This is a genomic window from Glutamicibacter sp. NPDC088483, assembly GCF_044753145.1.
In the GTDB taxonomy this organism is placed as follows: Bacteria; Actinomycetota; Actinomycetes; order Actinomycetales; family Micrococcaceae; genus Glutamicibacter.
In genome coordinates, this window is record NZ_JBIVMP010000007.1 from 115,135 (window position 1) to 141,655 (window position 26,521).

24 protein-coding genes and 1 pseudogene are annotated in these 26,521 nt (G+C 64.0%); 8 read left to right on the forward strand and 17 right to left on the reverse strand.

The window, feature by feature from the left end; all coding sequences use genetic code 11:
- Positions 1 to 142 precede the first annotated feature (142 nt).
- The 3 genes from fepB (ACIP6G_RS15295) to ACIP6G_RS15305 form a co-directional block, all read right to left on the reverse strand.
- Entirely contained in the window at positions 143 to 1,168 is a 1,026-nt protein-coding gene (gene fepB, locus ACIP6G_RS15295) for a Fe2+-enterobactin ABC transporter substrate-binding protein (protein WP_400291132.1), read from the reverse strand.
- A 154-nt stretch (positions 1,169 to 1,322) separates the two neighbouring features.
- Positions 1,323 to 3,089, reverse strand: coding sequence for a lipase family protein (locus ACIP6G_RS15300; protein ID WP_400291134.1), 1,767 nt, complete (start codon positions 3,087 to 3,089; stop codon positions 1,323 to 1,325).
- Positions 3,090 to 3,201: 112 nt separating this feature from the next.
- Positions 3,202 to 4,395: a siderophore-interacting protein gene (locus ACIP6G_RS15305; protein ID WP_400291136.1), complete on the reverse strand. Its 1,194-nt coding sequence runs from the start codon at positions 4,393 to 4,395 to the stop codon at positions 3,202 to 3,204.
- A 207-nt stretch (positions 4,396 to 4,602) separates the two neighbouring features.
- Between ACIP6G_RS15305 and ACIP6G_RS15310 the strand changes: the two genes are divergently transcribed.
- Positions 4,603 to 4,950, forward strand: a complete 348-nt coding sequence (locus ACIP6G_RS15310; protein ID WP_332595209.1) for a zinc ribbon domain-containing protein YjdM — start codon at positions 4,603 to 4,605, stop codon at positions 4,948 to 4,950.
- A gap of 135 nt (positions 4,951 to 5,085) precedes the next feature.
- Here the strand turns inward: ACIP6G_RS15310 and ACIP6G_RS15315 are convergent, their stop codons facing one another.
- Positions 5,086 to 5,682 carry an ABATE domain-containing protein gene (locus ACIP6G_RS15315; RefSeq protein ID WP_133834332.1) on the reverse strand — a complete coding sequence of 199 codons (597 nt, stop codon included), beginning with the start codon at positions 5,680 to 5,682 and terminating at the stop codon, positions 5,086 to 5,088.
- 88 nt (positions 5,683 to 5,770) lie between these two features.
- Here ACIP6G_RS15315 and ACIP6G_RS15320 point away from each other — a divergent pair, with 88 nt between their 5' ends.
- The 4 genes and pseudogenes from ACIP6G_RS15320 to ACIP6G_RS15335 all read left to right on the forward strand — a co-directional run bounded on the left by ACIP6G_RS15320 (position 5,771) and on the right by ACIP6G_RS15335 (position 9,065).
- Positions 5,771 to 6,841 (forward strand): LLM class flavin-dependent oxidoreductase, encoded by a 1,071-nt coding sequence (locus ACIP6G_RS15320; protein ID WP_400291138.1) that lies wholly within the window; start codon positions 5,771 to 5,773, stop codon positions 6,839 to 6,841.
- Positions 6,842 to 6,901: 60 nt separating this feature from the next.
- The gene (locus tag ACIP6G_RS15325) at positions 6,902 to 7,531 is read left to right on the forward strand and encodes a cysteine hydrolase family protein (protein ID WP_400291140.1); all 630 of its coding nucleotides are present in this window, start codon (positions 6,902 to 6,904) and stop codon (positions 7,529 to 7,531) included.
- Between the two features lie 153 nt (positions 7,532 to 7,684).
- Positions 7,685 to 8,764, forward strand: a pseudogene (locus ACIP6G_RS15330) (FAD-dependent oxidoreductase); the annotation flags it as partial.
- Between the two features lie 85 nt (positions 8,765 to 8,849).
- Positions 8,850 to 9,065, forward strand: coding sequence for a hypothetical protein (locus ACIP6G_RS15335; protein ID WP_400291141.1), 216 nt, complete (start codon positions 8,850 to 8,852; stop codon positions 9,063 to 9,065).
- Here the strand turns inward: ACIP6G_RS15335 and ACIP6G_RS15340 are convergent.
- On the reverse strand, positions 9,048 to 9,728 hold the full coding sequence (locus ACIP6G_RS15340; RefSeq protein WP_400291143.1) for an NADPH-dependent F420 reductase: 681 nt from the start codon (positions 9,726 to 9,728) through the stop codon (positions 9,048 to 9,050). The two genes, ACIP6G_RS15335 and ACIP6G_RS15340, sit on opposite strands and share 18 nt — an antisense overlap.
- A 16-nt stretch (positions 9,729 to 9,744) precedes the next feature.
- Entirely contained in the window at positions 9,745 to 10,788 is a 1,044-nt protein-coding gene (locus ACIP6G_RS15345) for an LLM class flavin-dependent oxidoreductase (protein ID WP_400291144.1), read from the reverse strand.
- Between the two features lie 459 nt (positions 10,789 to 11,247).
- On the opposite strand from ACIP6G_RS15345, the gene ACIP6G_RS15350 reads away from it, so the two are divergent.
- Positions 11,248 to 11,529 (forward strand): hypothetical protein, encoded by a 282-nt coding sequence (locus ACIP6G_RS15350; protein WP_400291146.1) that lies wholly within the window; start codon positions 11,248 to 11,250, stop codon positions 11,527 to 11,529.
- Between the two features lie 149 nt (positions 11,530 to 11,678).
- Here ACIP6G_RS15350 and ACIP6G_RS15355 read toward each other — a convergent pair whose 3' ends face one another.
- The 9 genes from ACIP6G_RS15355 to purS all read right to left on the reverse strand — a co-directional run bounded on the left by ACIP6G_RS15355 (position 11,679) and on the right by purS (position 21,989).
- Positions 11,679 to 13,025, reverse strand: a complete 1,347-nt coding sequence (locus ACIP6G_RS15355; RefSeq protein ID WP_400291148.1) for an enterochelin esterase domain-containing protein — start codon at positions 13,023 to 13,025, stop codon at positions 11,679 to 11,681.
- A complete protein-coding gene (locus ACIP6G_RS15360; RefSeq protein ID WP_400291150.1) occupies positions 13,015 to 13,863 on the reverse strand; it encodes a siderophore-interacting protein in 849 nt (282 codons plus the stop codon). The genes ACIP6G_RS15355 and ACIP6G_RS15360 overlap by 11 nt, the downstream gene beginning before the upstream one ends.
- A gap of 14 nt (positions 13,864 to 13,877) precedes the next feature.
- Entirely contained in the window at positions 13,878 to 14,897 is a 1,020-nt protein-coding gene (locus tag ACIP6G_RS15365; RefSeq protein WP_400291152.1) for a FecCD family ABC transporter permease, read from the reverse strand.
- Positions 14,894 to 15,913, reverse strand: a complete 1,020-nt coding sequence (locus ACIP6G_RS15370) for a FecCD family ABC transporter permease (protein ID WP_400291153.1) — start codon at positions 15,911 to 15,913, stop codon at positions 14,894 to 14,896. The genes ACIP6G_RS15365 and ACIP6G_RS15370 overlap by 4 nt, the downstream gene beginning before the upstream one ends.
- 10 nt (positions 15,914 to 15,923) lie before the next feature.
- Positions 15,924 to 16,946, reverse strand: a complete 1,023-nt coding sequence (gene fepB / locus ACIP6G_RS15375; RefSeq protein ID WP_400291155.1) for a Fe2+-enterobactin ABC transporter substrate-binding protein — start codon at positions 16,944 to 16,946, stop codon at positions 15,924 to 15,926.
- A 196-nt stretch (positions 16,947 to 17,142) separates the two neighbouring features.
- The gene (locus ACIP6G_RS15380) at positions 17,143 to 18,522 is read right to left on the reverse strand and encodes a helix-turn-helix domain-containing protein (protein ID WP_400291157.1); all 1,380 of its coding nucleotides are present in this window, start codon (positions 18,520 to 18,522) and stop codon (positions 17,143 to 17,145) included.
- Positions 18,523 to 18,673: 151 nt separating this feature from the next.
- Positions 18,674 to 20,989 (reverse strand): phosphoribosylformylglycinamidine synthase subunit PurL, encoded by a 2,316-nt coding sequence (gene purL / locus ACIP6G_RS15385; RefSeq protein WP_400291159.1) that lies wholly within the window; start codon positions 20,987 to 20,989, stop codon positions 18,674 to 18,676.
- A complete protein-coding gene (gene purQ, locus ACIP6G_RS15390; protein ID WP_102598680.1) occupies positions 20,986 to 21,738 on the reverse strand; it encodes a phosphoribosylformylglycinamidine synthase subunit PurQ in 753 nt (250 codons plus the stop codon). The genes purL and purQ overlap by 4 nt, the downstream gene beginning before the upstream one ends.
- The gene (gene purS, locus ACIP6G_RS15395; protein ID WP_102598679.1) at positions 21,738 to 21,989 is read right to left on the reverse strand and encodes a phosphoribosylformylglycinamidine synthase subunit PurS; all 252 of its coding nucleotides are present in this window, start codon (positions 21,987 to 21,989) and stop codon (positions 21,738 to 21,740) included. The genes purQ and purS overlap by 1 nt, the downstream gene beginning before the upstream one ends.
- Positions 21,990 to 22,209: 220 nt before the next feature.
- Here purS and ACIP6G_RS15400 point away from each other — a divergent pair, with 220 nt between their 5' ends.
- Positions 22,210 to 22,620, forward strand: a complete 411-nt coding sequence (locus ACIP6G_RS15400) for a YchJ family protein (RefSeq protein WP_400291162.1) — start codon at positions 22,210 to 22,212, stop codon at positions 22,618 to 22,620.
- 3 nt (positions 22,621 to 22,623) lie between these two features.
- Here ACIP6G_RS15400 and ACIP6G_RS15405 read toward each other — a convergent pair whose 3' ends face one another.
- Entirely contained in the window at positions 22,624 to 23,616 is a 993-nt protein-coding gene (locus tag ACIP6G_RS15405) for an ankyrin repeat domain-containing protein (RefSeq protein ID WP_400291164.1), read from the reverse strand.
- A 179-nt stretch (positions 23,617 to 23,795) separates the two neighbouring features.
- On the opposite strand from ACIP6G_RS15405, the gene ACIP6G_RS15410 reads away from it, so the two are divergent.
- Positions 23,796 to 24,926: a methyltransferase domain-containing protein gene (locus tag ACIP6G_RS15410; RefSeq protein ID WP_105657980.1), complete on the forward strand. Its 1,131-nt coding sequence runs from the start codon at positions 23,796 to 23,798 to the stop codon at positions 24,924 to 24,926.
- On the opposite strand, the gene ACIP6G_RS15415 is transcribed toward ACIP6G_RS15410, so the two are convergent.
- Positions 24,923 to 26,500, reverse strand: a complete 1,578-nt coding sequence (locus tag ACIP6G_RS15415) for a sodium:proton antiporter (protein ID WP_105657981.1) — start codon at positions 26,498 to 26,500, stop codon at positions 24,923 to 24,925. The two genes, ACIP6G_RS15410 and ACIP6G_RS15415, sit on opposite strands and share 4 nt — an antisense overlap.
- Positions 26,501 to 26,521 lie beyond the last annotated feature (21 nt).

Below are 26,521 nucleotides of genomic sequence, written 5' to 3' on the forward strand. Positions count from 1 at the left end.
GCGGTAGTACTACTCCTAAGGTGGCTGGTGCTTGAGCTAGAAGATGCTCTGACTTGAACTATAGGCAGTGGAGCGGACCATTTAGCCGTCCATGATCCGTGTTGTGGCGTGAGGTCGGATGTACCGGCTTCAAGGAATGCTGCTACTCGAGCTCAGAAGAGCCCAGACCTGGAAATTCGTGTTCGAAATAGTCCAAGATCTTCTGGGTTGCGTAGTAGTCCAGAAGGTGGGCAGTGGTGAGCGGGAAGACGCTGCCGCTCTGCACCGATGGCAGCTGGGCTAGTGATTCATCCGAGGTAAATGCCGTGGTCGCTTTCTTGTTTGCGGCCAAGAGGAAGGTGGCATCTCCAGTGAGCGTTGCTGGCAGATCCCTGTAGCTGACGAAACTGAAATCTTCCCTTGGCTGTGTGGAAGTGTTGAACTTCTTTGGCGTGGATACCACCGTGAAGCCGAGTCCTCTGAACAGCTGCGCATGCGGACCGGTGGTTTTAGCGATCGGGGATATGCCATGGGCTGCGTAGGAAATGATTGAAGCCGTGGTTCCGGATGGGATTGCCAGCATGCTTCTCAGTGCTGAAACCCGTTCGTTAATGGCTGCAGTGTTCTGCTCTGCTCGTTCTTCGGTACCAGTGACTTCCCCGAGCAACTTTGAAAGTTCGTTCCAGTCCTTATCTGCGTAGTCCACGACAATGGTTGGTGCAATCTTCCTCAGCGCACCTACGTTGTCGACTTCGGAGTCTGCTCCTGTTGCCGCCACGATGATGAGGTCGGGTTTCTGGTCCTCGATTTCTTCCAGATCGAACTTCCCGATCTCGTAGAGCGGATCAACTTTGCGATCCGAGGCAACATCAGCCCAATGCTTGAAGAAACCGTCACCATCGGTATCAGGCCCCGCCGGCGCCGTTGCGCTGGCAATGACCGGTGCGTCCAGGGCCAGCAGTGAACCCGTGAGTCCTACCGAGGTCGAGACGATACGTTCAGGTTTTGCCGGGATCCGTATGGGGTCATGCATTGAATCAGTCAAGGTGCGTGGCCAATGCCCGGATTCAAATGCCGCGGTGCCCGCATCTCTCCCTTGCTCGTCAGGTAACGCCACGCAAGAGCCAAGGGAAAAGGCCAAGATGCCAAGGCACAAGGCAACTGCGATTCGGGACAAGCTGGGACGCACTAGGATTCTCCTGGGCCGACGGCCAGAAAATGGCTAGGCGGCATTGAACGGCAATGAATTACTGGAAGTCTTTCCGAACCTATTTTATGTTCCCCAGACACGGGCCCGTGCGCTGGTACAAGAACAAAAGGAATCAGAGTGGCATCGCAAACGGTTATTTCCTGCACAGGGTGGAGCCTTCAGGGAAAGCTGGCTTCCCCTCAAGCAGCGAGTGGGTGAAGGCGACAAGATCTTCATTGAGTGCCGAGTCTGCCCCGACGAGCGGCATGTGGTCCAGTCCGGAGTACTCGAGGTAACCAATCTGGGCATCCGGGGTGCAAGAACTTCTGAAGAACTCGCGCTGCATCGAGGGCAAGACCAATGAATCAGCAGCGCCCTGGGCAATGAACGCCGGGTAGCCCGCCGGAACGATGGACGAATTGCGTTTCAGCACCGAGTGCAGCTGGCCGTCGAGAGCCTCGGAACTGAGAATCGGTTCGAAGAGCTGGCTGGCCTGGGCCAACCCGGTCAGCGCGCCCGTACCGGAAAAGCAATTCTGGGATAGCTGGTTTACCGCCATGCGAGAACGGGTCGTCAACCGCTGGTCGATGCCCAGATCCGGATACAGCTGGTTCCAGCTGGCGGCAATGTAGCTGGAAATGATTTTTCCCGCCGCGGTATCAGCAACCGACTCGGCCAATTCCGGAAGGTTGGTTGCCGGGGCCATGGCGGCGATGCCGAGAATCTCCAGGTTCGGAGCGTAGTCCCCGGCGGCTTCAGCCGTAGCCAGAGCCGCATGCCCGCCCTGGGAATGGCCCCACACTACGCTGGACTGTCCTAGCCGGACTCCTCGTGAATGCAGGTCTTGCAGCTGGCCTGCAGCAAGAGTCGCGTCAAGCACCGCGTACGCCTCGGCAGCCGGAATCAAATAGGGATGAGGGCCGGCGGTGCCCAAGCCGACGTAATCGGTAGCGACTACTGCCCATCCGCCAGCCAACATGGTTTCACGGGCAGCAGCTGGACCATCATCATAAGGATTCGGTCCCATGGACAGCGCGCACTGGGACATGACGCCCTTGGTCCCATTGGCCCATGAGATGACAGGTAGGGTTCCCGTGGCGGACTCGGCCACGGTCACCACGCCCGAAGCTATTGCAGGAGAGCCATCGTGACCTTGCGTCGTATACAGAATTCGCCAGGCGAGAGTGTTCGGCGGAGTGCTCTTGGCCAGCGGTTCCGCGCGCAGCAACTGGCCATGGGCAGCAGGAACGCTAGCTGGCGGCAAATAGAAATCATCCGCGGCGGCCGTATCGCTTTGGCTATGCAGAAAAGCGGTGATCGTTCCGAGTCCGAGCACGGCGACGAGGCCAATGGCGCTCAATCCTGTCAGGCTAGCGCTACGCGCAGTGCGGAGCCAGCCAGGAATTGCCGGAAGGCGAGGCCGGAGAAAAGACCACAAGCAGTGGACTCCCAAAAGGAATAACCAGCCGCCGAAAGCGACGCCGAGCACCCACAAGGAAAGCCTGGGCCAAAACATCACCAGAGCCGCGCCAAAGACACCGGCAAGTGCTGTGAGAGCGCCGCGGAAGGAATGCTGCCGCTGCCCGCGGAGCACCGCTGCAAGTCTGAGCACTCCGCCCAGGAGAAGAACCAGTGAAGTCGCCAAAGCCAGGACCGGCAAGCTGGCGCGATGCCAGAGCGGGAGGGCGACCCCGCTGAGCACCAGCAGGCCGCCAGAAAGCATCACTGGCCAGCGGCGAACGGAGTCCTGTTGAGCCTCGGCAAGGCGCACCAGGCCCGCAATCAACAGGCCAGCGCCCAGCAGCCAAATAATCAGCCGGACCGCGCTCGCCGAGTTGAGCATCAGGACGAGTCCGAGGGCAATCAGCAAAACACCGCCGAGAAAGCGCGCGAAGTTGCTGGTGCTATCGGGCTGAGCCATGGACACTCCTCGGATAACCAGTGCGGATGCGATGCTTCCAAGGTTATCCGGAGTTAAAGAGCTTGTCCCTGTGCGTGCCGTTGTGATGCTGCGGATCACTCTGATCCAGCTTTTAGCGGCGTAATCTCCCCTCGCGCAGGGTCCAGTAAGAGGAAATGTGGGAGGAACGCTTGTCGAGGTGCCAGTGCCGCGCAACTTGGCTGATCTCTTTGACCGTGGAACGCTCGGCATGAGCGATTAGCCCAAGCCGCAGATGGGGCAGCGGCAAGGAACGGAGCTCATCGGCCAGCAGTGAGCTGCGGCCCGCCGGAACGCCGTCACGCGGCAGCCAGCGTAAATCAACGCCTGGAGGATGTTTCACGTCAAACATTGCGTTCTGATCGGCAACTTCGAGCAACGCTAGACCGCGCGCATCCGAGGGCAATGCTTCGAGGGCTTTGCAGATCGCCGGGATGCCTGCTTCATCCGCGGCCAGCACGTAGTAGTCGGCATTCAGCGACAATGATGACTTGCTCCGTGAGGGGGAAATAACCAGTGGGTCCCCGGGCTGCGCTGTCCCGGCCCAATGGCCAACAGTCCCAGACTCCCCATGAACTACGAAGTCGATCGCAATTTCCGGCACAACCGCGTTGATCCAACGTATCGTGTACGACTTGGAACGCGGAACCTGGTCGCGGGGCAGGCGCTGCCGCAAGGCGCGCAGATCATAGGGAGGCTCTAATCCGAGGGCGGGGTCAGCGGCAAAGACTTTCACGTATTCATCAATCGCCCCGTTGGAACGGTAGCCATCCAGATCGGGGGCGCCAGCGATGATGCGCACCATCTGGTCGTTCAGCTGTTCTACCCGGGTGATGGTCAGAATGTGCTGATCCACCTTTTCCCTTGGCGGATCCAGATATCCCAAGGCGGGGGTGTGCTGGGCCAAGGGCTCCTCGTAGGTTTCCGAGTAGCTGCGCGTCTGCGCAGGAGCAAATGGCTGCGGGGCAAGCTGCTGCGCGGGCCCCTGCGCCGTCGAGTGGTGGTAGTGCTTGAACGAGGTGCGCAGTGTCTTATCCAGGACTTTGCGTGCCGCGGTGAGTGCCGCCGCGGCGCCGGCACGTTCGGCAGCGGCCAGCAATTCGTCGGTTTCCTGCTCGTTGAGCACAGAGCTGTTGCCGATGTTCCGGTACAGCTGCTCTTTGGCCATCGCGTATCCTGCCTTTGTCCCGGCCTTTTCGGCCTGAGCGAGGATTTCCAGGGTGAGCCCTTCCCTTGGCGTCACCGTGTACTGCGGACCGTAGCTCTTGTACTTGTGGTGCTTAGACATGGTGTGCCCCTAACCCGGCCGGTGTGGGCACCAGCCTGTATGCCTGAGTATGGGGTATATCCGGCGTGGAAAACAAGTAATTTCAAGCTGGAGGGCAGGAAGTGTTCAAGGCCTGGGGTTCGTGCCATTTCCAGCGCGGAATTCCGGGGATTATTCGATATCCGATTCATTCGACATGGGGCATATCCGGTCACTAAAATCAGCTTCATGTCTGATACCTTGCCACCGTGCCCTGAATGCTCCAGCGAGTACACCTACGAAATGGATGCCCTGCTGGTCTGCCCAGAGTGCGCACATGAATGGAACGCTGAGGCCGAAGTAGCCGAAGCTGTCGAAGCAGTGATCAAGGATGCTGTCGGCAATGCGCTGCAGGACGGAGATACCGTCAGCATCACCAAAACCATGAAGGTCAAGGGCGCGCAGAGTGCGCTGAAGGCCGGAACCAAGGTGCGCAATATCCGCTTGGTCCAAGGCTCTGGCGACCATGATATCGCCGCCAAGGTGGACGGCTTCGGCCAGATGGAACTGAAGTCTTCCATCGTCAAGAAGATCTAGGCGTTCCGCCCGCAGTTCCTCAGGCTCCCAGCATCTACGGATGGTGGGAGCCTTTAGTGTTCCATGCTGCTTGGCACGTGCCACGGCATGCAAGGTGCTCGGCTGCGCCGCCGGCGGGAATCCTCAGGCCATGGGCTAGGCGGCAGAAGAATCCTGCTGGCTCTTCTTCTTGGCGTACGAACGGGCAGCCCGCACGCGATCACCGCAACGCGTGGAGCACCAATGCCGGCGGCCATGGGTCTTGAGCAGGTAGCGGGTGCATGGCTCGGCTTCGCATTGGGCCAGCAGGCCCGCTTCTTCGCTGCTCAGAAGTGCTGCGGCGTCCTCGGCAAGTCGCGACATGGCGTGCTCGGTCAATTGCGTGGCGGGGTGTTCCAATGCGCGGAAGAATCCCTTGCCCGGCTCATGGTGCAGCAATGGGGTGCTCGGTGCTGCCAGCAGTGCGGCGTTGATGCCCTGCAGCACTTCCCGGGCCACGGGTGTGCCCGTGGCGATGGCATGGAAAGCTTTCCTGATCTGGCTGCGAAGGGTGACCAACCGATTCTGGCAATAGCTTTGCAGTGCCGCTTCCTGGGGCACGAGACCCCGCACGATGAGCCATTGCGTGGTGTCCGCCGGGCTAGCCAGCGCGTCGAAGCTCTTGCCGCCAGGCAACTGGATTTCGCTGTTGGCCAGATCGATGCTGCAGTGCTGCGCGGTTCCGGGGCTCGGGGGAAGGGGCATCTGGGACATGTTCCTCATGGTACCAGTATCGCTTTACCGTGATCACCTGCTAGTGTGTGTATCACGGTAAAAAATAGAAATAACATGAGAAAAGAGGTTGGCCTTGCAGCCAGTGCCACGATTCGGCTCCGCTCCCTTCGCCCTGTCGGTTCACACCGGAGGCGGACCCGGTGTAGGGCAAACCGCCCAAGATGGCCTGCAGGACACCATCGATATCGCCAAGGCTGCGGATCAATCCGGATATCACCGTTTCTGGATGTCCGAGCACCATGCCATGCCCGCGCTGTCCGTGGCATCGCCGCTGCTGATGATGGCCCGGCTCACCGCCGACACCCAGCGGATCCGGTTGGGCGCGGGCGGAGTGATGCTGCCCAACCATGCGCCGCTGGTGGTCGCGGAGCAGGTTGGCATGCTCGAAGCGCTGGCTCCCGGGCGCATCGACCTGGGAGTCGGGCGCGCGCCAGGAACCGATGGGGCCACCGCGGCCGCGTTGCGCCGCGGAACCGGAGCCAACGAAACCTTCGACGAGCAACTGGCCGAGCTGGTGGGATTCCTGAATGATGATTTCCCCGCAGGGCACCCCTACAGCGAAGTCCATGCAGTGCCCGGCCCGTGGCAGAACGAGCAGAACCGCCTGCCCGCACCGGAAACGCAGACCCCGTTGTGGATCCTGGGCTCCTCGCCGTATTCGGCGCAGCTGGCCGCGCGGCTGGGCCGGCCCTACGCCTTCGCCTTGCAGTTCGGCGATGCCGATATCGACACCGCGCTGCGCATCTACCGCGAGAACTTCGTGCCCTCGGCAGTGCTCGACCGTCCGTACGTGCTCATCAGCCAAAGCGTCATCGCGGCCGAGGATCCAGAATACGCCCGTGCCGAGGCCTCGACCATGGCGATGGCCATGCTGCGGATGTTCAAGCGTGAACCCTTTGCACTGCTATCCGCCCAGGAGGTCGCAGAATATCCGGCCACGCTCAATGAGCGGGCGATCATTGACATGTACGCCAACCGCACCCTGGCCGGCACGCCTTCCGAAGTGGCCCAGCGCCTGGAAGCGCTGCAGCAGCGGACCGGAGCGGATGAGTTGATGATGGTCCTTGGCAGCCACACCCCTGGCGCAGCGGTGCAAACCGTGCAGCTCATGGCCCAGCACTACCGGCCGGCTAAATAAAACCTGAAACACCCGGTGCCGTATGGCACCATCTGGACACATCGGAAAGAGGAACTCACTATGTCCGCACCACGCAGAGCACTAATCGTCATCGACGCACAGCAGGAATACTTTGAGGGCCTGCTGCAGATCCAGTACCCGGATCGCGAGCAGTCGGTAGCCACCATCGCCAATGCCATGGACGAAGCGGCAAAGGCCGGAATCCCGGTGGTTGTCGTGCAGCACCAAGCGCCCGAGGGATTCCCCGTCTTCGCCCCGGAATCCGCTACCTATGCCCTGCACCCGCAGATCCAGGATCGAATGGAAGCTGCAGAGCACCAATTCTCCAAGAACTATGCCAGCATCTTCGCGGGTACAGGCCTGGAAGAGTGGCTTCGCGAGCGTGAAATCACCACGTTGACCCTGGTGGGCTACATGACCAATAACTGCGTGATCGGTTCTGCCGCGGCTGCCGAACCGCTGGGGTTCACCGTGGAAGTGCTCTCCGATGCTACCGGCGCGATCGACATTGTCAACGCTGCCGGTTCCATCCCCGCCCAGCAGGTGCATGAAACCCTGATGGCCGTGCTGAATTCCAGCTGGGCTGCGGTGGCCCCGACCGCTACCTGGATCGAGGCAGTGGCATCGGGTGCTGCACTGCCCGGCGATAACCTCATCGAATCAGCTGCTCGTGGCCGTGCCGGCCAATAGCCAGGTGAGCGTCCTGTAACTGGCGGATCGCATCTTGTAAAAGGTGTGGTCCGCCATTGTTCATCTCCGGGGTGTCCGGGCAAAGGTTGACGCAAGCGGCCTGCGCGAACAAGACTCGGGCTAGGACAAGGCGGCAACAGCTAGGGGTTCATCGTGGGTTCAGCAAGCGCGGACGGACAACTCGACGCGATCATCATCGGGTGGGGCAAAGGCGGCAAGACCCTGGCAGGCACCCTGGCCCGGGCCGGGCAGCGGGTGGCGTTAATCGAGCAGTCCACCCAGATGCATGGCGGCACCTGCATCAATATCGGTTGCGTGCCGACCAAGGCCTTGATCCACGATGCCGAATCCCGCGATGGCGCCGGATACGACCAGCAGGCCTTCCAAGCCGCCGTCCAGCGCCGGGACAAGCTCACTGCCATGATGCGCGCCAAGAATTTCTCCATGCTCGACGACCTGGAGTCGGTGCTGCTGGTCAACGGCAAGGCCGCATTCACCGGACCTCGAAGCGTCAGGGTCACTGCCGGTTCCGATGAGCTGGAGCTGAGCGCGGCGAAGATCATCATCAACACCGGCGCGCTTCCCGCGGTCCCGGACATTCAAGGGGCGCAGATCGGCGGGCGGGTGCATGATTCCACAACGATCCAGCATGCCCAGCTGCCCAAGACCCTGGCTGTGGTGGGCGGGGGATATGTCGGCATCGAGTTCGCCTCCATGTTTGCCCAGTTCGGATCGAAAGTCACGGTGCTGGATCGCGGAAGCCGTGCACTGTCCAAGGAAGACCCGGATGTGGCCCGGGAAGTCCAGTCCTGCCTGGAAGACGCCGGCGCCGTGATCACCAGTTCTGCTTCGGTGCGTTCGATCAGCCAGGACGAGCATGGCGCCACCGTCAGCTACGAACACCAGGGCCGGATGCACCAGCTGAAGGCGGATGCGGTGCTGATTGCCCTGGGGCGGGTGCCGAATACTGCCGGCCTGGGGCTGGAAGCCGCCGGGGTCCGGACGGGCACCCGCGGGGAAGTCGTGGTGGACGAGTTCCTGTCCACCAATGTCCAGGGCATCTATGCCCTGGGCGACGCCAACGGCGGTCCCCAGTTCACCTATGTCTCGCTCGACGACCACCGGGTCGTGGCCAGCGGGCTGCTGGGAGACGGAACACGCAGCACCAAGGACCGGGTTGCTGTTCCGTACACCATCTTCACCACCCCGCCGCTGGCTCGCGTCGGCTTGAGCGAGGAGCAGGCTGAACAACAGGGACTGCAGGTCAGGATCGCGGTGAAGAAAGTTTCCGAGATCGCCGCCATGCCGCGCCAAGATCGTGGGCGACCCGCGGGGCATCATCAAGTTCGTCGTCGATGCGCGCAGCGAGAAGATCCTCGGAGCGGCGCTGATGCACGTGGACTCCCAGGAAGTGGTGAATCTGGTGGCGCTCGCCATGCGGCAGCGAATGAGTGCCGCTGAACTGCGCGACCAGATCTTCACCCACCCCTCGTCCACCGAAGCGCTGAACGAGGTGCTAGCGCAGCTCGGCTGAGGCCTGGACCTGGGCGGCGTCGATGAGCGCTGCGAGCTCGGCCCGCGGCTTGTTCGCGCCGAAGGCGGGCTGGCCAGGCTGCAGGCGCAAGCCTTCAGCCAGGGAGCCTATCGGCAGCGGGTCGAAGCCGAAATCGTCAACGATCCGGGCTGCCTGGTCAACGTCGGAGTCCAGGTCGCCGGCCAGCGCGATGGCCTTGCGGCGCTCGGCGCCGGCCGGACGGGACTCGTCCTCGAGGTCGTGGTAGCCCATGTGGTTGAAGGCCTTGACGACCCGCGAACCTGGCAGGAACTCCTGGATCAAATTGCTGGTGGAGACCTGAGGGCCGTTCAGGTCCTCGCGGATGCCATCCGTTTCCCACCAGTAGTTCATGGCGTCGATGACCAGCTTGCCTTCGAGCTCGGCAACCGGAATATTCCGGTACTTGCCCAGCGGCAGCGCCAGGATGGCGATATCGGCTTCCCGCGCGGCAGTTTCCGGATCCACGGCCACCGCTCCGGGAGTGAGGATCTCGATGGTCAGGGCAATGGCGCCGGAGTCGCCGGAGCCGGCGATGAGCACCTTGTAGCCGGCCTGCAAGGCGCGGCGGGCAAGGACCGTGCCGATCTTCCCGGCGCCGAGGATGCCGATGGTCTGCTGTGTCATTTTCTCTCCTTCAGGCATGTCTTCGAATCCGGGTCTAGCTCTCGGAAAGCATTTCGCGTACCAGCGGGATGACCTTCTCGCCGTAGAGTTCCACGGCACGCAGGCGGGCGCCAGCTTCTACCGCGCCGCCGGAGTAGATCAAGTCGAAACGGCCGATATCCAGGGACTTGAGGGTCTTGGCGATCTTGCGGGCCACGGTTTCCGGCGAGCCGACGTACAGCGAGCCTTCGCTGATCTCGTGCTCGAATTCTCCGCGGCCCATTGGGCTCCAGCCACGGGACGCGCCGATGCGGTCACGCTGTTCCTTGTAGGCGTCGAACATGTGCTCGCGGGCCAGCTCGTCGGTTTCTGCCACGAAGCCGGGGGAGTGCAGACCCACGGGCAGGGTTGGGTGGCCGAACTGGTCGTTGGCCCGGCGGTACAGGTCGATGTAGGGTGCGAAGCGCTCGGGGGACCCGCCGATGACAGCGAGCATCATGCGGAATCCGTAGTGCGCGGTGCGGATGACCGACTGCGGGGAACCGCCCACGCCCACCCAGGTGTTCAGGCGGCCGGACTCGGTCTTCGGGAATACTTCCATATCCTCCAGCGGTGCACGCTTGGTTCCCTGCCAGGTCACCGGCTTTTCGTCGAGCAGCTTGTGGAACAGGTCGATCTTCTCGTCGAAAAGCAGTTCGTAGTCAGCCATGTCATGGCCGAACAACGGGAAGGACTCGGTAAAGGAGCCGCGGCCCAGCATGACCTCGGCACGTCCGTTGGACAAGGCATCAACAGTGGCGAAGCGCTGGAAGACGCGGACCGGATCGTCGGAGGACAGCACGGTCACGCCGGATCCGAGGCGGATCCGCTCGGTCGCCGTGGCAATGCCCGCCAGAACGGTCTCGGGGCTGGAGATGGCGTATTCCGGGCGGTGGTGTTCGCCGACAGCGATCACATCGACGCCGGCCTGATCGGCCGCGATGGCTTCCTGGACCGTGGCGCGGATGCCCTGGGCATGGGTTACCAGCTTGCCTGACTTGTCGCTGGGTACGTCGCCAAAGGTGTCGAGGCCGAATTCGATGTTCTCGAAGGCGTTCATTGCGTGTTCCCCGTTTCAAATACTTGGTTGATGCATCAATTATCACCTTAATTCATTGACGTGTCAACTACTTTAGTTTGGCCCTCTCCAGCTGATCTATTGAGAGCTGCAAAGGAGCCAAACTGCAACGGATTCGTGCTGGATTGGACTCGCCGCGCACGGCTACGGTGGGAACGCCATTCGTTCGAGTTTGGCGAGGAGGAATTACCATGCGAACTCAACGAACCTCCCCGGTGCCATTGGCGCTCGCTTTTGCGGTGCTCATGCTTGCGGCCGGCTGCAGCCAAGGCCCCGGCAGTGAAACGCCCGAAAGCCCGCCGCAGCCAACCAGCGCTGATACTGCTACCGCGGAGCCGCCAGCCAGCACCGGCGCCTCTACTGAGGCGCAGAGCGCGGGGGGATCCGGCGGCGAGTTCCGCGGAGCCAACCACAGCCGCCCTGACGCTGTTCTATGTTGCCGTGGGCGATGAGGGGAAGTCGGGGTCGGAGATCGGCTGCGGCGACTCGCTGGTCGCGACCGAAACGGGACCAGAGGAATTCACCAACCAAGTCGAGGCCTCGATCACCGCACTCCTGGCTGATGACGAGGAAATGCTCGGAGAATCAGTGCTGCGCAACGCCTTGGCCGGCTCCGACCTCGACTACGTTTCATCGGCGGTGGAAGGCGATGCGGTGACCGTCGAATTGAGCGGAACCGTGAAATCCGGCGGCGCCTGCGATGATCCGCGCATTGTCGAATAGCTCCAATACACCGCGATGACCGCGGCCGGTACCGGCGAGTCCCGGATCCTTGTCGACGGAACAGAGCTCGAAGAAGTGCTCAGCGCCAAATAACCGGAACCAGCAAAACGGCGGCCCTGCCCAATGAGCAGAACCGCCGCCAGCTGCACTCAGTGACCAGCTGCGGGATAGGCGCGTACCAGCGCAGAAAGCAGTTCCGGTGCCCACCAGGCCCAGTCGTGGCCGCCGGAGATCATCTGGTACTGGATGCGCTGTGCCACGTCGCCGCCTTGCAGAGCGCCGAGGGTCTGCGCACAGGATTCGGCAATGCGCGTTTCATAGCGCCCTGCCTGGATTTCCAGCTCAACGTGCGCAGCCAATGATTGCAGCTGGGCGGAGATATCGGTATGCCACAGCGAGGGGGACTGCGCCACCGCCCTGCCGAACAGCTCCGGGTAATGCATAACCCCCAGCATGGCGGCAAGACCGCCAAAGGACGAGCCGGTGAGCAGCGTGCCGGCGCGATCTGCGCGCACATTGAAGTTGTTGCGAGCCCAGGGCAGGAACTGCCTCGCCAGCGAGCGGGTGGTGCCCGAGGTGTGCGGCAATTCGGCGGAGCGCAGGGGGATGGAGGTGGAATCCACGAACATCACGTGCACCGGCGCCAGTGCCCTGGCGTTGATGGCATTGTCCAGGCTCTGGGCGAAGGACAGGTGCTTCACCCAGGTGGCCCCGTCATGCACGACCACCAGCGGGGTCGGTTCCTGCTGGACGCCGGATTCGCTGCCCGGCGGCCGGTACATCCACACGCTGCGCTCGCGCCCGCAGTTCTCGTCCTGCACAAGGTGGTGGCTCACCCGCGGAGGCAACCCCTGCGTGCCGGCCTCGGACGCACCCCAGCCGCCCAGTGACGGGCCACGGTGTCCCGCGGCGGGAACCGCCGGGGCCAGATGCGGGTTGGCCGTGGCCTGGGGGCCACGGAACACCGACACCGCGGCGCCGTTCATGGTTGCCGAACCCCGCGGGTTCAGCGGATCGGGGACTCCGGCATCTGCCGCCAGCCGGATCGCGCGGCGGTCCGCTGCCTGATGCCAGGGGGCCGGGCCGGCCCCGCGGTGCACGGTGATCCGGTAGGAGGCGACCCAGTCGGCAGGCACCAGCAGGGTAATGCTCCACAGGCGCTCGCCGGCCTGCTCGAATTCGCTGGCCGCCAGATCCTCATGGTCCACCAGCGCATTGGCCGAGAGGATCACCGCCTGTGCGGGATCCGCTGGCTGCTCGTCGATGAACAGGAATGTCGCATGCACCATCTCCTGGCCGCCAACGCCTGTCGCCGCGCAGCGGTCGACCAGCGGGTAGTCCAGGCTGCCTGCGGCCAGGGCCGCCGGGAGCGCGGCAATGCCCTCGGGGCTGACCCGGGAAGCGAGGAATCCGCGCACCCGCGGAGTTGCCGCCCCGTTGCCGCGGGCCCCGGCCTGCGGTGCTGCCATGGCGTGCTGGGCGCGCTCAGTGTGCATGGGCATGCTCATGTCCCGGGCGCTCGTAGCCCATCTCGTCCTTGACCCGGTCATGGTCCGAGTCCTTGCCGTAGGCCACCTCGTCCATCGACTGGTGCCAGTAGCCGATGATCAGCCGGTTGGCGCGCTCGATCCCGACGCGTGCCGCCCATTTGCGGGCGAAGCGCACCACCTGGGATTCAGCCCCGACCCACAGGTGCACCCCGGAGAAGTCCGCGTGCCCGGCCGGCGGCTGCAGCCGGTCCATCGCCTCGATGAGCAGCCCGGTGCTTCCCGCCGGCGCCCCGCCGCGCGGCAGCCAGTGCACCTGCACGCCCTCGGGCTTGGCCAGTGGGTGGATTTCGTCCTCGTCCGCCACTTCGATGAACACCTGGCCAAGCTGGTCGGCGGGCATCTGCTCCAGGGTGTCGCTGATGGCAGGCAGCGCGGTCTCGTCGCCGAAGAGCAGGGCATGGCCGCCGGGCCTGAGCACCAGCCCGCCGCCGCCCAAGGCGCCGAGCACATCGCCCGGTGCGATGCGCTCCACCCAGGCGCTGGCCAGCCCCTCGTCGCCATGCCGGACGAAGTCGATGGCCAGCTGCGAGGCCTGCTGGTCCATGAAGCGCACCGTGTAGGTGCGCACCCGCGAGCGCTGGTCGCCGGTGAAGACCCAGCGTCCGCGCTCGTCCTCGCCGGGCTGGTCCAGCGCCTTGCCCGGGGCAGGGAAATAGATCTTGATGTTCGGCACGCACGGCGGGGAGGCCAGGTAGTCGGCCACCCCGGCTCCCCGGAACACCACCCGGCGCATGCGCGGGGTGTAGTCGATGATCTCCTCGACGATCATTTCATTGGCTGGCATATTTGTTCCTCGAATCAGGTTCGGGTATTCGGTCGGGTGAGCAGGTAGAGCAAGTAGAGGCCGCCGGCCAGCGAGGTGGCCAGGCCGATGGGCACCTGCGCGCGCAGCGGCAGATGCTGGGTGGCCACGTCGCAGGCCAGCAGCAGCAGCGCCCCGGTGAGCGCCGCCTGCCAGATCGGCACCGTGCGGTTGCCGATCAGCTGGCGGATGATCTGCCCGGAGGCCAGGGCCACGAAAGCGATCGGGCCGGCGGCGGCGGTGGCCGCGGCGGTCAGGCAGACGGCGGCGAAGATCGTGATCCGGCGGACCAGTTCGGCGCTGACGCCCAGCGCCTGGGCGGTGTCATCGCCCATTTCCAACAGGGTCAGGTGCCGGCCGTGCGCCATCAGCAGCGGCAGCAGCGCCAGCAGGCACAGGCCCACCAGGCCCGCGTCGGCCCAGCTGCGCCCGCCCAGCGATCCCGAAAGCCACAGGTTCGCCTGGGCGGCCAGGTCCGCGTCCCCCTTGGAGAGCAGGATGGTGTTCACCGCGCCGAGCATGGCGCCCACGCCGATGCCGATGATCACCAGGCGCTGCCCGCCGGTGGTGCGCTTGGAGAAGGACAGCGCGTACACCGCCGCGGCGGTGAGCAGCCCGCAGACCATGGCGGCCAGGCCGGTGGCCCAGGCGCCGGCGCTGAACAGCACGATCTGCGCCACGGCGCCGGTGGCGGCACCCGTGGTGAAGCCGATGATGTCAGGGCTGCCCAGCGGGTTGCGGGAGATCGACTGGAAGCAGGCGCCGGCCGCGCCCAGGGCCGCGCCCACGCCAATGGCGGTGAGCACGCGCGGGGCGCGGATCTTCTGCACCACCAGCACGTCCTTCGGCTCGCCGGAACCCAGCAGCGCGCCGAGCACCTGGCCCGGGCCCAGCATGATGGTTCCGGTGCCCATGGCCAGCAGCGCGCCGAGCGCCAGCAGCAGCGCCAGGATGCCGAGCACCAGGCGGGTGCGGGTGCGGGTGAATCGCTGTGTTGCAGGGGTTCGGGTGCTCATTTGCCCGCCTTCAGTCGTCGACGGGCCAGGTAGATGAACACCGGTGCGCCGATCAGGGCGCTCATCGCCCCGGCACCGATTTCCGCCGGGGCGGCCACCATGCGCCCGGCGATGTCGGCGATGAGCAGCACCCCAGCGCCCAGCAGCATGGACAGCGGCAGGCTGCGCAGGTGCTGTGCGCCAACGAGCATCCGCGCCGCATGCGGGGCGGCCAGGCCGACAAAGCTGATCGGCCCGGCGGCCGCGGTGGCGGCCCCGGCCAGCAGCATCACCGCGAGCGAGGACAGCAGCCAGGCCCGGGTGGGATTCACGCCCAGCGCGCGGGCGCTGTCTTCGCCCAGGGCCAGTGCGTCCAGCGAACGGGACAGGCCCAGGGCGATCACCGCGCCGGCGAGCACCACCAGCGCGGCGATCGGCAGCACGTCGTAGCCGCGGCCCTGCAGCGAGCCGGTGGTCCAGGAAGCGAAGCGCTCATGGGTTTCGGTGCCGCCGCCGATGACCAGGATCTGCGTGGCGGCCATCAGCATCACCGACAGCCCGGCGCCGGCGAGCACCAGGCGCACCACGTCATTGCCCGACTGCCTGCGGCTGCCCATGAAGTAGACGATGAGGCTGGCCGCGGCCGCCCCGGCGAAGGCAAAGGACATGTAGCCGGCCGGCTGCACGACCCCGACGGTGATCGCGATGGCCACCGCGAAGGCGGCGCCGGCGTTCACGCCCAGCAGCCCGGGCTCGGCCAGCGGGTTGCGGGTCATGGACTGCATCAGCGCGCCGGCCAACCCCAGCCCGGCGCCGACCACCACGGCCAGCAGCGTGCGCGGCACGCGCAGCTCGCGCACCAGCAGGTGGTCGTTGTTCCCCGGATCGAAGCTGGCCAGGGCGGCCCAGGACTCGGCCAGCGAGATGTTCTTGGTGCCCAGTGCGCAGGAGAGCAGCCCCAGCAGCATCAGGACGGCCGAAGCCGCCAGCCAGGGCGAAACCCTGGGCCGGCGGCGGGCACTGCGTTCTTGAAGCACTGCCGGTGGCCTACTTGCCTGCGTTCAATCCCGGGAGCTCGTTCTCGAAGTAGTCCAGGATGTCGTTGGAGGAGTAGTAGTCCAGGCGGAAGGAGTTGGCCAGCGGGAAGATGTTGCCGCTGGTCACCGAGGGCAGGTTGGACAGCGTCGGATCCGCGGCGAAGGACTTCGCGGTCTTGTCGTTGGCGGAGATCAGGAAGACAGAATCGCCGGTGGCGGATTCGGACAGGCCTTCGTAGCTGGTGAAGGCGAAGTCCTCGCGCTTCTGGGCGGAGGTGTCGAACTGCGCCGGAGGCTCGATGATCTCGAAGCCCATCGCGCTGATCAGGGCCGAGTGCGGTCCGCTCTGCTTGCCCACGGGGGAATCGGCGCCCTTGTTGTAGGAGACGATCGACGCGGTGCTGCCGGCCGGGATGGCCAGCTTCTCCTTGATCTCGGCGGCGCGCTGGTCGAATTCGCTGACGATCGATTCGGCGTTGGCTTCGGTGCCGGTGGCTTCGGCCAGCTCCTCGGCCAGCGACTTCCAGTCCTTGTCGCCGTAGTTGACCACGTAGGTCGGGGCCAGCGACTGCAGCTGCTCGAGGTTGTCCATTTCGGAGTCGGCGCCAGAGGTGGAGACCACGATCAGATCCGGATCCTGGGCCACGACGGCCTCCAGATTGAAGTTGCCCAGATGGTAGACCGGTGCCACCTCGCGCTCGACTGCCACGTCGGCCCACTGGGTGAACCATCCGTTCTCGTCGCTCTGCGGGCTGATGGCGGCGGTGGAGGAGCCGACGACCGGGGCATCCAGGGCCAGCAGGGTGCCGGTGGTGGACACCGTGGTGGAGATGATGCGCTCCGGCTTGGCCGGGATCTGCACCTCGTTTCCGGCGTCATCCGTGAGCGTGCGCGGCCAGTTGCCGGTGTCCGCGGAATCGGCGGCCGGAGAGCCGTCTGCTGCTGCAGTTCCGTTTGCGGCGCAGGCGCCAAGCGAAAGGGTGAGGGCCGCTGCAGCGGCCAGGGATGCGAATTTGCGAGCGGATGAACGCATGGGGGTTGCTCCTCGGTGGGTATCCGCGCCGAAGGCGGCGCGGTGGAGTTCAAGGGTGACGGTCTCCCACCTTAGCCGGGGTTAATTTAGGCTCACCTTGCCCCTATGGGTCCAACCGAGCATTATCTGCCGGAATTTCCGGGATCTCCAGCGGGTTCCGGTGGTGGATCGAGAAGGCTAAGATGTCGTTAAGTGATCAAAAAATGTCCGTTGGGAGGGTGTAGTCTGCCGGCTTGGGACGGCGTCCGCGGGTCTTAGCGTAGGCGCGGGAGAAGTTCCCGGCGTCGCTGAATCCGAGCTGGAGGGCGACCATCGGCACCGGGAATCCTGCATTCAGCAAGGCTTCGGCATGCTGGAAGCGGGAGGCCTGGCGCCAGGCGCGCAGGCTCATGCCGGTCTCGGCGCTCCAGCGCCGCTGCAGCTGGCGCAGGCTCAGGCCATGCTGCGCGGCGGCAGCGGACGCCGGCAGCTTGCCCCGGGTATCGGCGGCCAGGGTGCCGGCCAGCGAACGCATTTCGGCAGAGTGCGGCCAGGGCAATCCGGGATAATTCGGCACCAGCTGCAGCAGCTTCACGGTGTCGAGCGGGTCGAAGTGGACCGGACGCAGCAGCGTGATGTGCGAAACCGCGCGGTGCAGCATGGCCTGGAAGAACTCGACCGGCAGCTGGCAGGGCATCCGGTGCTGCTGCCCGGACGGCAGAGAACCGGCTGGCAGGGACAGCGGGATCAGCAGCGAGCCCTGCTCGATCTGCAGGCGCAGGGACTGCCCGGCAGGGACCAGCATGAATTGCCCGCCCTGCAGCTGCTGGGTGCGTTCGCGTCCGGTGCCTTCCCCATGGGCCAGCTGGCAAATACTGGCTCGTCCGCGCACCGCCCAGAGCACCAGATCCTGGTTGGCAAGGTTCATCCAGCGGGTGGTCAAGGCCGGAGGCTGGCTGGCGCTGTGCGGAAGCACGCGGTCCAACGCGCCGAGCCGTGCCTGCTGGCGCCATTGCCGGAAATTCAGTCCGGTTTCGGCGAGGAATGCGCGGCGCAAGGTCCGTTCGGACACGGCGAACTTCCGCGCATAATCGGCCAAGTGCAGCGTGCCGTGCGGATGGGCCAGCAGGTGGGCGACTACCTTCCGGGCTGCGCTGTGCCGTGGCATGGCCAGCGGAACGGGCCGGGTGGAGGAGGGGGAGGCGACGGCGAAATGCGCCAGCGTATCGAGCACCCGCTGCGCACTGGCCTGGCCCTGGTGCACGGGCGAGAGGGTCAGCAGCATCAGGTGGAACATCCACTGCGATTGGGCCGGCGGCACGTTGATCAGCCGCCACCCGTCGCCCAGCCTGTGGTTGGACGTTGTCCTGACCATGATCGACAAGGCCAGGGAGTGGGCATCATGCTCCACCTTGTGCGCAATGAACCGCGGGATCCACAGCGCTTGGCCGGCCTGCAGCAGCTGCACCGTTTCCTCGAAATGCACGCGCGCCGTCCCGTTGCTGACCCAGACCACGATGCTGTAGGTCAGATTGCATTTCCAGTTCACCACCACTGGCTGCAGGGCCGCGGCGGGCAGCCCGTCGGGTTCAGCCATGGTCAGATCCTTTGGAAGCCGGGAACGGGAACTGTGGTGTTCCCAGATTATCGTTTCCGAGGTGCGGCGCGCGCGGGGACAGCCTGGGTGCAGATGGACAACGGCGGCCCTCCTCGATGAGGAGAGCCGCCGTTGACAGGTTGGCTGGAGCCTAGCCGAAGTACTTCTTCATGGTGCCTTCGGAAGCTTCACGCAGCTCATCCACCGAAACGGTGAACTCGCCCTGGACTTCCAGGACGCCGGACTGCGCATCGACAATGCCCATGCGGGCCACGGTGACACCGCGGGCACTGGTCATGTCGTTGAAGCGGACCTCTTCGCTGCGTGGAACGGCAACCAAGGCGCGTGCCTGGGACTCCGAGAACAGCGCGGTGAAGGAATCGATGCCGTCACGCTGCTTGATCTCGTCCAGGGCCACGCGAGCGCCAACGCCGTAGCGCAGGACCATCTCGGACAGCGCTGCAAGCAGGCCGCCCTCGGACAGGTCGTGCGCGGCGTCGATCATGCCGTCGCGGCTGGCGTTGATCAGGATTGCGCCCAGTGCCTTCTCGGCAGCCAGGTCGACCTTTGGCGGCAGGCCGCCGAGGTGGCCGCGCAGGTTGGCGAACTCCGAGCCGTCCAGTTCATCGGCGGTGGTGCCGATCAGGTAGATGGCCTGGCCGTCGGCCTCTTCGCGCCAGCCCGAAGGGGTGCGGCGAGCGACGTCGTCGAACTTGCCCAGGGTCGCCACCACAGGGGTCGGGTGGATGGCCTTGTCGCCGGTCTGGTTGTACAGCGAGACATTGCCGCCGGTGACCGGGACGCCGAGCTCCATGCACGCATCGGACAGGCCGCGGATGCCCTCGGCCAGCTGCCACATGACATCCGGGTCCTCCGGGGAGCCGTAGTTCAGGCAGTCCGAAACCGCCGCAGGGATCGCACCGGAGGTGGCGACGTTGCGGTAGGACTCAGCCAGCGCCAGCTGGGCGCCGGCATACGGGTCCAGGTAGGTGTAGCGGCCGTTGGCATCGGTGGCGATGGCCACGCCGAGTCCGGTGGACTCGTCGATGCGGACCACGCCGGCATCGTCCGGGGCGGCCAGCGCGGTGTTGCCGCCGACGTAGCGGTCGTACTGGCTGGTGATCCAGGACTTGTCGCACATGTTCGGGCTGGCGATCAGCTCCAGGGCGGCGGCCTTCAGCTCTTCCCCGGTAGCTGGCAGGTTGGCGCCGGCTTCCGAGGACTTGAAGGTGTCAGCCTGCAGCGCATCCTGCCACTGCGGGCGGGCATACGGGCGGTCGTAGACCGGGCCGTCGTGGGCGACGGTCTTCGGGTCCACGTCCACGATGACTTCGCCATTCCAGGTGATGATCAGCCGATCGGTGTCGGTGACCTCGCCCAGCCAGGAGTACTCCACGTTCCACTTGGCCATGACGGCCTCGAACGCTTCGATGTTCTGCGGGGTGACTACGGCCATCATGCGTTCCTGGGACTCCGACATCAGGATTTCGCCCGGGGTCAGGGTGGAGTCGCGCAGCAGCACGTTGGTCAGCTCGACCTGCATGCCGCCTTCGCCGTTGGAAGCCAGTTCGCTGGTGGCGCAGGAGATGCCTGCGGCGCCCAGGTCCTGGATGCCCTCGACCAGCGAGGCCTTGAACAGCTCCAGGCAGCACTCGATGAGCACCTTCTCAGCGAACGGGTCGCCCACCTGGACCGCCGGGCGCTTGGAGGGCTTGGTGTCGTCGAAGGACTCCGAGGCCAGCACCGACGCGCCGCCGATGCCATCGCCACCGGTGCGCGCACCGAAGAGCACGACCTTGTTGCCCACGCCCGAGGCATTGGCCAGGCGCAGATCCTCGTGGCGCAGTGCGCCCACGGCCAGTGCGTTGACCAGCGGGTTGCCCTGGTAGATCGGGTCGAAGACGGTTTCGCCGCCGATGTTCGGCAGGCCCAGCGAGTTGCCGTAGCCGCCGATGCCCGAGACGACGCCGTGCACCACGCGCTGCGAGTCTTCGTGGTCGATCGCGCCGAAGCGCAGCGGATCCATCACGGCGATCGGGCGGGCGCCCATGGAGATGATGTCGCGCACGATACCGCCGATGCCGGTAGCGGCACCCTGGTACGGCTCGACATAGGAAGGCGAATTGTGCGACTCGATCTTGAAGGTTACGGCCCAGCCGTCGCCCAGGTCGGTGACACCGGCGTTTTCGCCCATGCCGACCATCAGGTCCTTCTTCATTTCCGGGGTGACCTTCTGGCCGAACTGGCGCAGGTGGTTCTTGGTGGACTTGTACGAGCAGTGCTCGGACCACATGACCGAGTACATGGCCAATTCAGCGGCGGTCGGACGACGGCCCAGGATCTTCACGATCTCGGCGAACTCGTTGTCCTTCAGGCCCAGCTCTGCCCATGGCAGTTCTACATCCGGGGTGCCCGCTGCGTTATCGACGGTGTCGATATTGAATTCCTTAGTGGCTTCCTGGCTCACTTTTTGCCTCCAACAAGGTGGGTCAGAACGCTGGTGAAGAATGCCAGCCCGTCGGTGCCGCGGTGGTCCGGGCCGAAGCCGGCCTCAATGGCGTGCTCCGGGTGCGGCATCAGGCCGACAACGTTGCCGGCCTTGTTGCTCACGCCGGCGATCGAGCGGCGCGAGCCGTTCGGGTTCCAGCCCACGTAGGAGAACGCGATGCGGTTTTCAGCTTCGAGCTCGTCCAGGACCTTCTCGTCGGCCACGTACTGGCCATCCTGGTTCTTCAGCACGATGGTGATTTCCTGGCCGGCTTCGAAGCCGTTGGTCCATGCGGTCTGGTTGTTCTCCACGCGCAGCAGCTGATCGCGGCAGATGAACTTCAAGTGGTCGTTCTTGATCATCGATCCGGGCAGCAGGTGCGACTCGGTGAGGATCTGGAAACCGTTGCAGATGCCCAGCACGGGCAGCTTGGCATCGGAGTTCGCGGCATCTGCGATCTTCGCCATCATCGGTGCGAAGCGGGAGATCGCGCCGGCGCGCAGGTAGTCGCCGTAGGAGAAGCCGCCGGGGATCACCACGGCGTCGACATCCTGCAGGTCGGTGTCGGCGTGCCACAGGGACACCGCTTCGGCACCGGCTGCGCGCACGGCGCGAGCGGCGTCGCGGTCATCGAGGGTGCCCGGGAAGGTCACCACGCCGATGCGCGCTCCGGAAAGTTCAGTGCTTGGCGTTGAATAGTCGCCAATCAGGGGAAGTTCGGCGCTCATTAGTCTTCGAATACCTCGACGTTGACGACATCTTCGATCACCGGGTTGGAAAGCAGGGTTTCTGCAGCCTCGCGAGCCTGGGCGAGGATTTCTTCGGTCACCTCGCCGTCCACGGACAGTTCAAAGCGCTTGCCCTGGCGGACAGCTTCGAAGGAGGTGAAGCCTAGGCGGGGAAGAGCTCCCGCGATGGCCTTGCCCTGAGGGTCAAGGATTTCTGGCTTGAGCATGACATCTACAACGATGCGGGGCATCCGGCATATCTCCTGTTGGCGAGGTTAAGTTAAATGCCACACGGAGATGCCGTCTCACACCAGGGGGATTTGGCGCTCCGCGAGCTTGCCTTCATAGTCTACCCGTGAATGTGACGGGGAAAACGTCCCTGTGCGCGATAGCACCGATATCCTGCGGTTTAAGTCATGTGATCTTAGGCTCACGGGTTGTCGAAGCGCGCTCGACGCGTATGCTGAAACTGTGAAAAATGCTAGTCAAACCGTCTGCGCCTGCCGAGTCCTGGACGCTGCGAAGCTGTCCTACGAGAACTGCTGCAAGCCCTTGCATGACGGAAGGGAATACGGCTCCTTGCTGCCGCAGACCGCGGAGCAGCTGATGCGCTCACGCTACAGCGCCTTCGTGCTGGGGCTGTCGCAGTATTTGCTGGCGACCTGGCATGAGAGCACGAGGCCCAAGGAACTGGACGTGGATTCGCAGATGCGCTGGACCGGCTTGGAGATCATTTCAACCCGTGCTGGCGGCGCGGCGGCCTCCCGCGGGGTGGTGGAATTCGCTGCGTACTATCGCGACGGCCGGCATGAAGCGCAGCAGCATGAGGTCAGCACCTTCGTGAAGCAGGACGGCGCCTGGTTCTACCTCGACGCCCTCTAGGATTCAGCGCTTGGCTGCAGCCTGCAGCATGGTCAGCATCTGGCTCTGCTGGCGTTCACGCGCTAGCTTGAATGCATCAGAACCGGAGTGGTCCTCCAAATGCGGGTCCGCCCCGTTGATAATCAGCAAACGCGCGATGGTGATGGCATTGGCGGTGCCCTGGCCCAGGACAATGGTTTCGTGCAGGGCCGTCCAGCCCAGATCATTAACCTGGTCTACCGGGATATCGGTGCGGAGCAACTGGCGTACGGCCTGAACCCGGCCATTCTCGCTGGCGACGGTCAAAGCGGTCCCGCCCATGCGATTCACCGCCGTGAGGTCGGCCCCGCCGTCAATGAGAAGCTTCAGCGTTTCAACCTGGCCATTGGCGCTCGCGCGCAGGAACGGCGACTCGTAGAAGTCGTCCTTCTTGTCGGGATCCGAGCCTGCTTCGAAGAGGGTCTTGGCGATGGCAGGGTTCTTGTTGATGACTGCACGCATCAGCGCGGTGCGACCGGCCTCGTCCTGCGCGTCGAGGTCAGCTCCATCCTTGAGCGCCGCCTTGACGTCCTTCAGCTTGCCTCGATTCACTGCAGCGAACAGCTGCGTGGTGGCCTTGGACATTTCGGCCGCTGAACTGGGAAGCGCCTTGATGGAGGCACCAGTGTTGGCACCCGAGGCCAGGGGCGACAGCGATGTCTTGGAGCTTTCGGGCTTGGCCGGAGTGCCGGCGGGCTGCTTGGCTGAATTGCTCGGAGTCGTGGTGGGAGCAGTGGCATTGTTCCCGGTTGGAGCCGGAAGCGGGACGCTGGAGCTTGCTGCGGCCTTGCTCGGAGTGGGCAGGGATTTTTCGGTGGCACTGCTGGAAGACGGGGCGGGAACCGGGGTGGAAGAAACTTCATGAGCCTGGGGTGAAGAAGCGGCGCAACTCGTGCAGGCGCCGATCACGGCAGCAAGGGGGAGTGCAAGCAATGCAATGCCACGGCGATGCGTGGATAGCCCGGTATGAAGTGCCATCTGTCCTTTCGCGGTTAAACAACCCTTCCCCGTATGGCTTTCGCATCATGCAGGGATTCTGCTCAGTAACTTTTGATCAATTGAGAGCTTAGCGGCCAAAGCTGAAAATTTGCGGTCAATCAGCGCCAAGATTTCTCTGTGCTCGGTGCCGGCCGATCTTCGCTAAAATCATAAGCACCATGGAATGCCTTTACTTTTCTGCCTCCCGTTGCCGCTCATGCACCTTGATGACGGTGCCTTACGCCCAGCAACTGCAATCAAAGGTAGCGGATTGCCAGCAGCTGCTGGCCGGCTTCCCAGGCCTGGAATTCCTTCCGCCCCAAGCCAGCAGCGAACAGGGCTTCCGCAACAAAGCCAAAATGGTCATTTCCGGAACCACCGGCCAGCCGACCATCGGCATCCTGGATGCCGACGGCCACGGTGTCGATCTGCGCAACTGCGGAGTCATCGCAGCACCGCTACGTGCCGTATTCCCGGTCATCGAGCAGTTCATTCATGATCTGAAGCTCATTCCCTACGACGTTCCCAAGCGCAAGGGCGAACTCAAGCATGTGATTCTCACCCTGTCGGATACCGGCTCGGTGATGGTCCGTTGGGTATTGCGCACCAAGAAGCATTTTGTGGCACTGCGTGATTCGCTGCCGCAGTTCCTTGAGCAGCTTCCACGCCACAGCGTGGTGTCGGTGAACTTCTTGCCTGAGCACAAGGCAGTGCTGGAAGGCGAAGAAGAAATCATTCTTACCCGCCGAACCACCTTGGAATTCGGGCTGAACGGCGTACCGATGCACCTGCGCCCCCAGGGCTTCTTCCAGACCAACAGCGAGATCGCTGCCGCCTTGTACCGGCAGGCCCGCCAATGGATCAACGATGCCAACCCCGAAAGCGTTTGGGATCTGTACAGCGGGGTGGGTGGTTTCGCACTGCATTGCGCTACCGAGGACCGTACCGTGTACGGCATCGAGACCAGCGGGGAAGCCGTTGAATCGGCAAAGACCAGCGCCAAGACCATGGAGCTGGATGACATCCATTTCAGGGTCCAAGACGCAACCGAATTCGCGCTGGGTGCCGGCTGGGCGCCAGAGGCGGTAATCGTGAATCCTCCGCGCCGCGGTATCTCCGCAGAGCTATCGAAGTGGCTGAACGAGTCCGATGTCCAGCACATCATTTACTCCAGCTGCAACGCGAAGTCACTGGCCAGGGACCTGGAGCGTTTGGAGAACTACGCTCCGCAGCAGGCTCGCGTCATGGACATGTTCCCGCAGACCAGCCACTACGAAGTTATCGTGAAGCTGGAGCGCAAGGCCGCCTAGCGATCCAGGGTTGCGGTGCGCCGGTCAAGGCGGCCGACAATCTCGTCAACGATGTGCGGGTCGATATTCGGTTCGCGGCGGGCCTTGAGCAGCTCGTCGCGGGCGGCTTCCAGGGCGATGGCCTGGATCGAATCGGCCTTGGCGATCACCGCGCGAATCTGCGTGTACTTTTCGTCCGAGATCGCATCGTGCGGATCCGGGTCCTTGGCCAGGATGGTATGCAGCGAGTTCATGCGCCGGCGCACTGCCTGCTGGTAATTCTCCGGCAGCTCTTCGAGCTGCACGTTCTTGCGCAGCGCCGCCAGTGCGACAGCCTCGGCGCGGCGGGCCAGGGCCCGGCGGGCACGCTTGGCATCTTGCTCGTTGTTGCGCAGCTTCAGCACGCGCATCAGCGCTGGCAAGGTCAGGCCCGGGAGCACCAAAGTGCACAGCAAGACGGAGCAAGCGGCGACCACCACGAAGTTGCGTCCCTCGATGGCCGAGCCATCGGCTGCGACCTTGGGCAGTGCCAGGGCCAAGGCCAAAGTCGCCAGCCCGCGCATGCCGCACCAAGTGAGCACCAGCGCATCCTTGCGCGCAGGAATCTTGGGCTTGCTGCGGTTGGGCAGGTAGTAGGTCGCCAGCATCCACAGCGCACGCACTGCGATGACCACGAAGCAGATCGCGGCGATGCCCGGGATGAAGCCGATCAGGTTGCTGCCTTCCTCCTGGATCACCTGGTTCATCTCGATGCCCATCAAGCCGAAAGCCAGGCCGGTGGCCAGCAGCTCGAGCACTTCCCAGAAGGATTGCCGGGTTAGGCGTTCGGCAGAGTCCTGTGGGCGGTCCCGCCGCACCATTTCAAGGGCCGTCACCACCACTGCGATGACCCCTGAAATATGCAGCTCCTCCGCAATCATGTAGACCGCATAAGGTGCCACCAAGGTGGCCGCGCAACGCGCTGCCAGGTTGGGAACGAAACGGTTCAAGGCGCCGATGGCCCAGCCCATGGCCAGACCCAGGACTACCGCCCCTGCGGCACCGAGCAGGAACTGCGGAATGATTTCGAGTCCGACTTCCGAGCCATTCAGGGTTGCCTGGACGGCCAGCTGGAAGATCACGATGGCCATTGCGTCGTTGAACAGGCCCTCGGTTTCCAGCAGGGACGTCAGGCGCCGCGGCATTTTCACCTTGGTGGCAATTGCATCCACCGCGACCGGGTCAGGCGGGGCCACTACTGCGCCCAACGCCAATGCCAGCGGAATGGAAGCGATGGGGGAGAAGGCCAGCGCGGTAGCGGCCACGGTGCCTGCTGTCACCACGATGAGCACCACGGCCAGCCGGATCAGGGCCTTCCAGCGGAAGCGGAACACCGACCAACTGCTGCGCTGGGCCGTAGCGAAAAGCAAAGGCGGCAAGAAGATCGGCAGGATCAGCTCGGGCTCAATATGCATTTCGGGCATGAACGGCAAGAAACCTGCCAGCGTCGCGAAAATCAGCATCAAGATCGGGTAGGGCAATTTAATGCGTTCCCCGATGCCGACAATCAAGATCGTGGCGAATAGCAGCGCGATAACCAGCAGGAAAAACTCCATAGTCTTACTATTCTAGTTTCT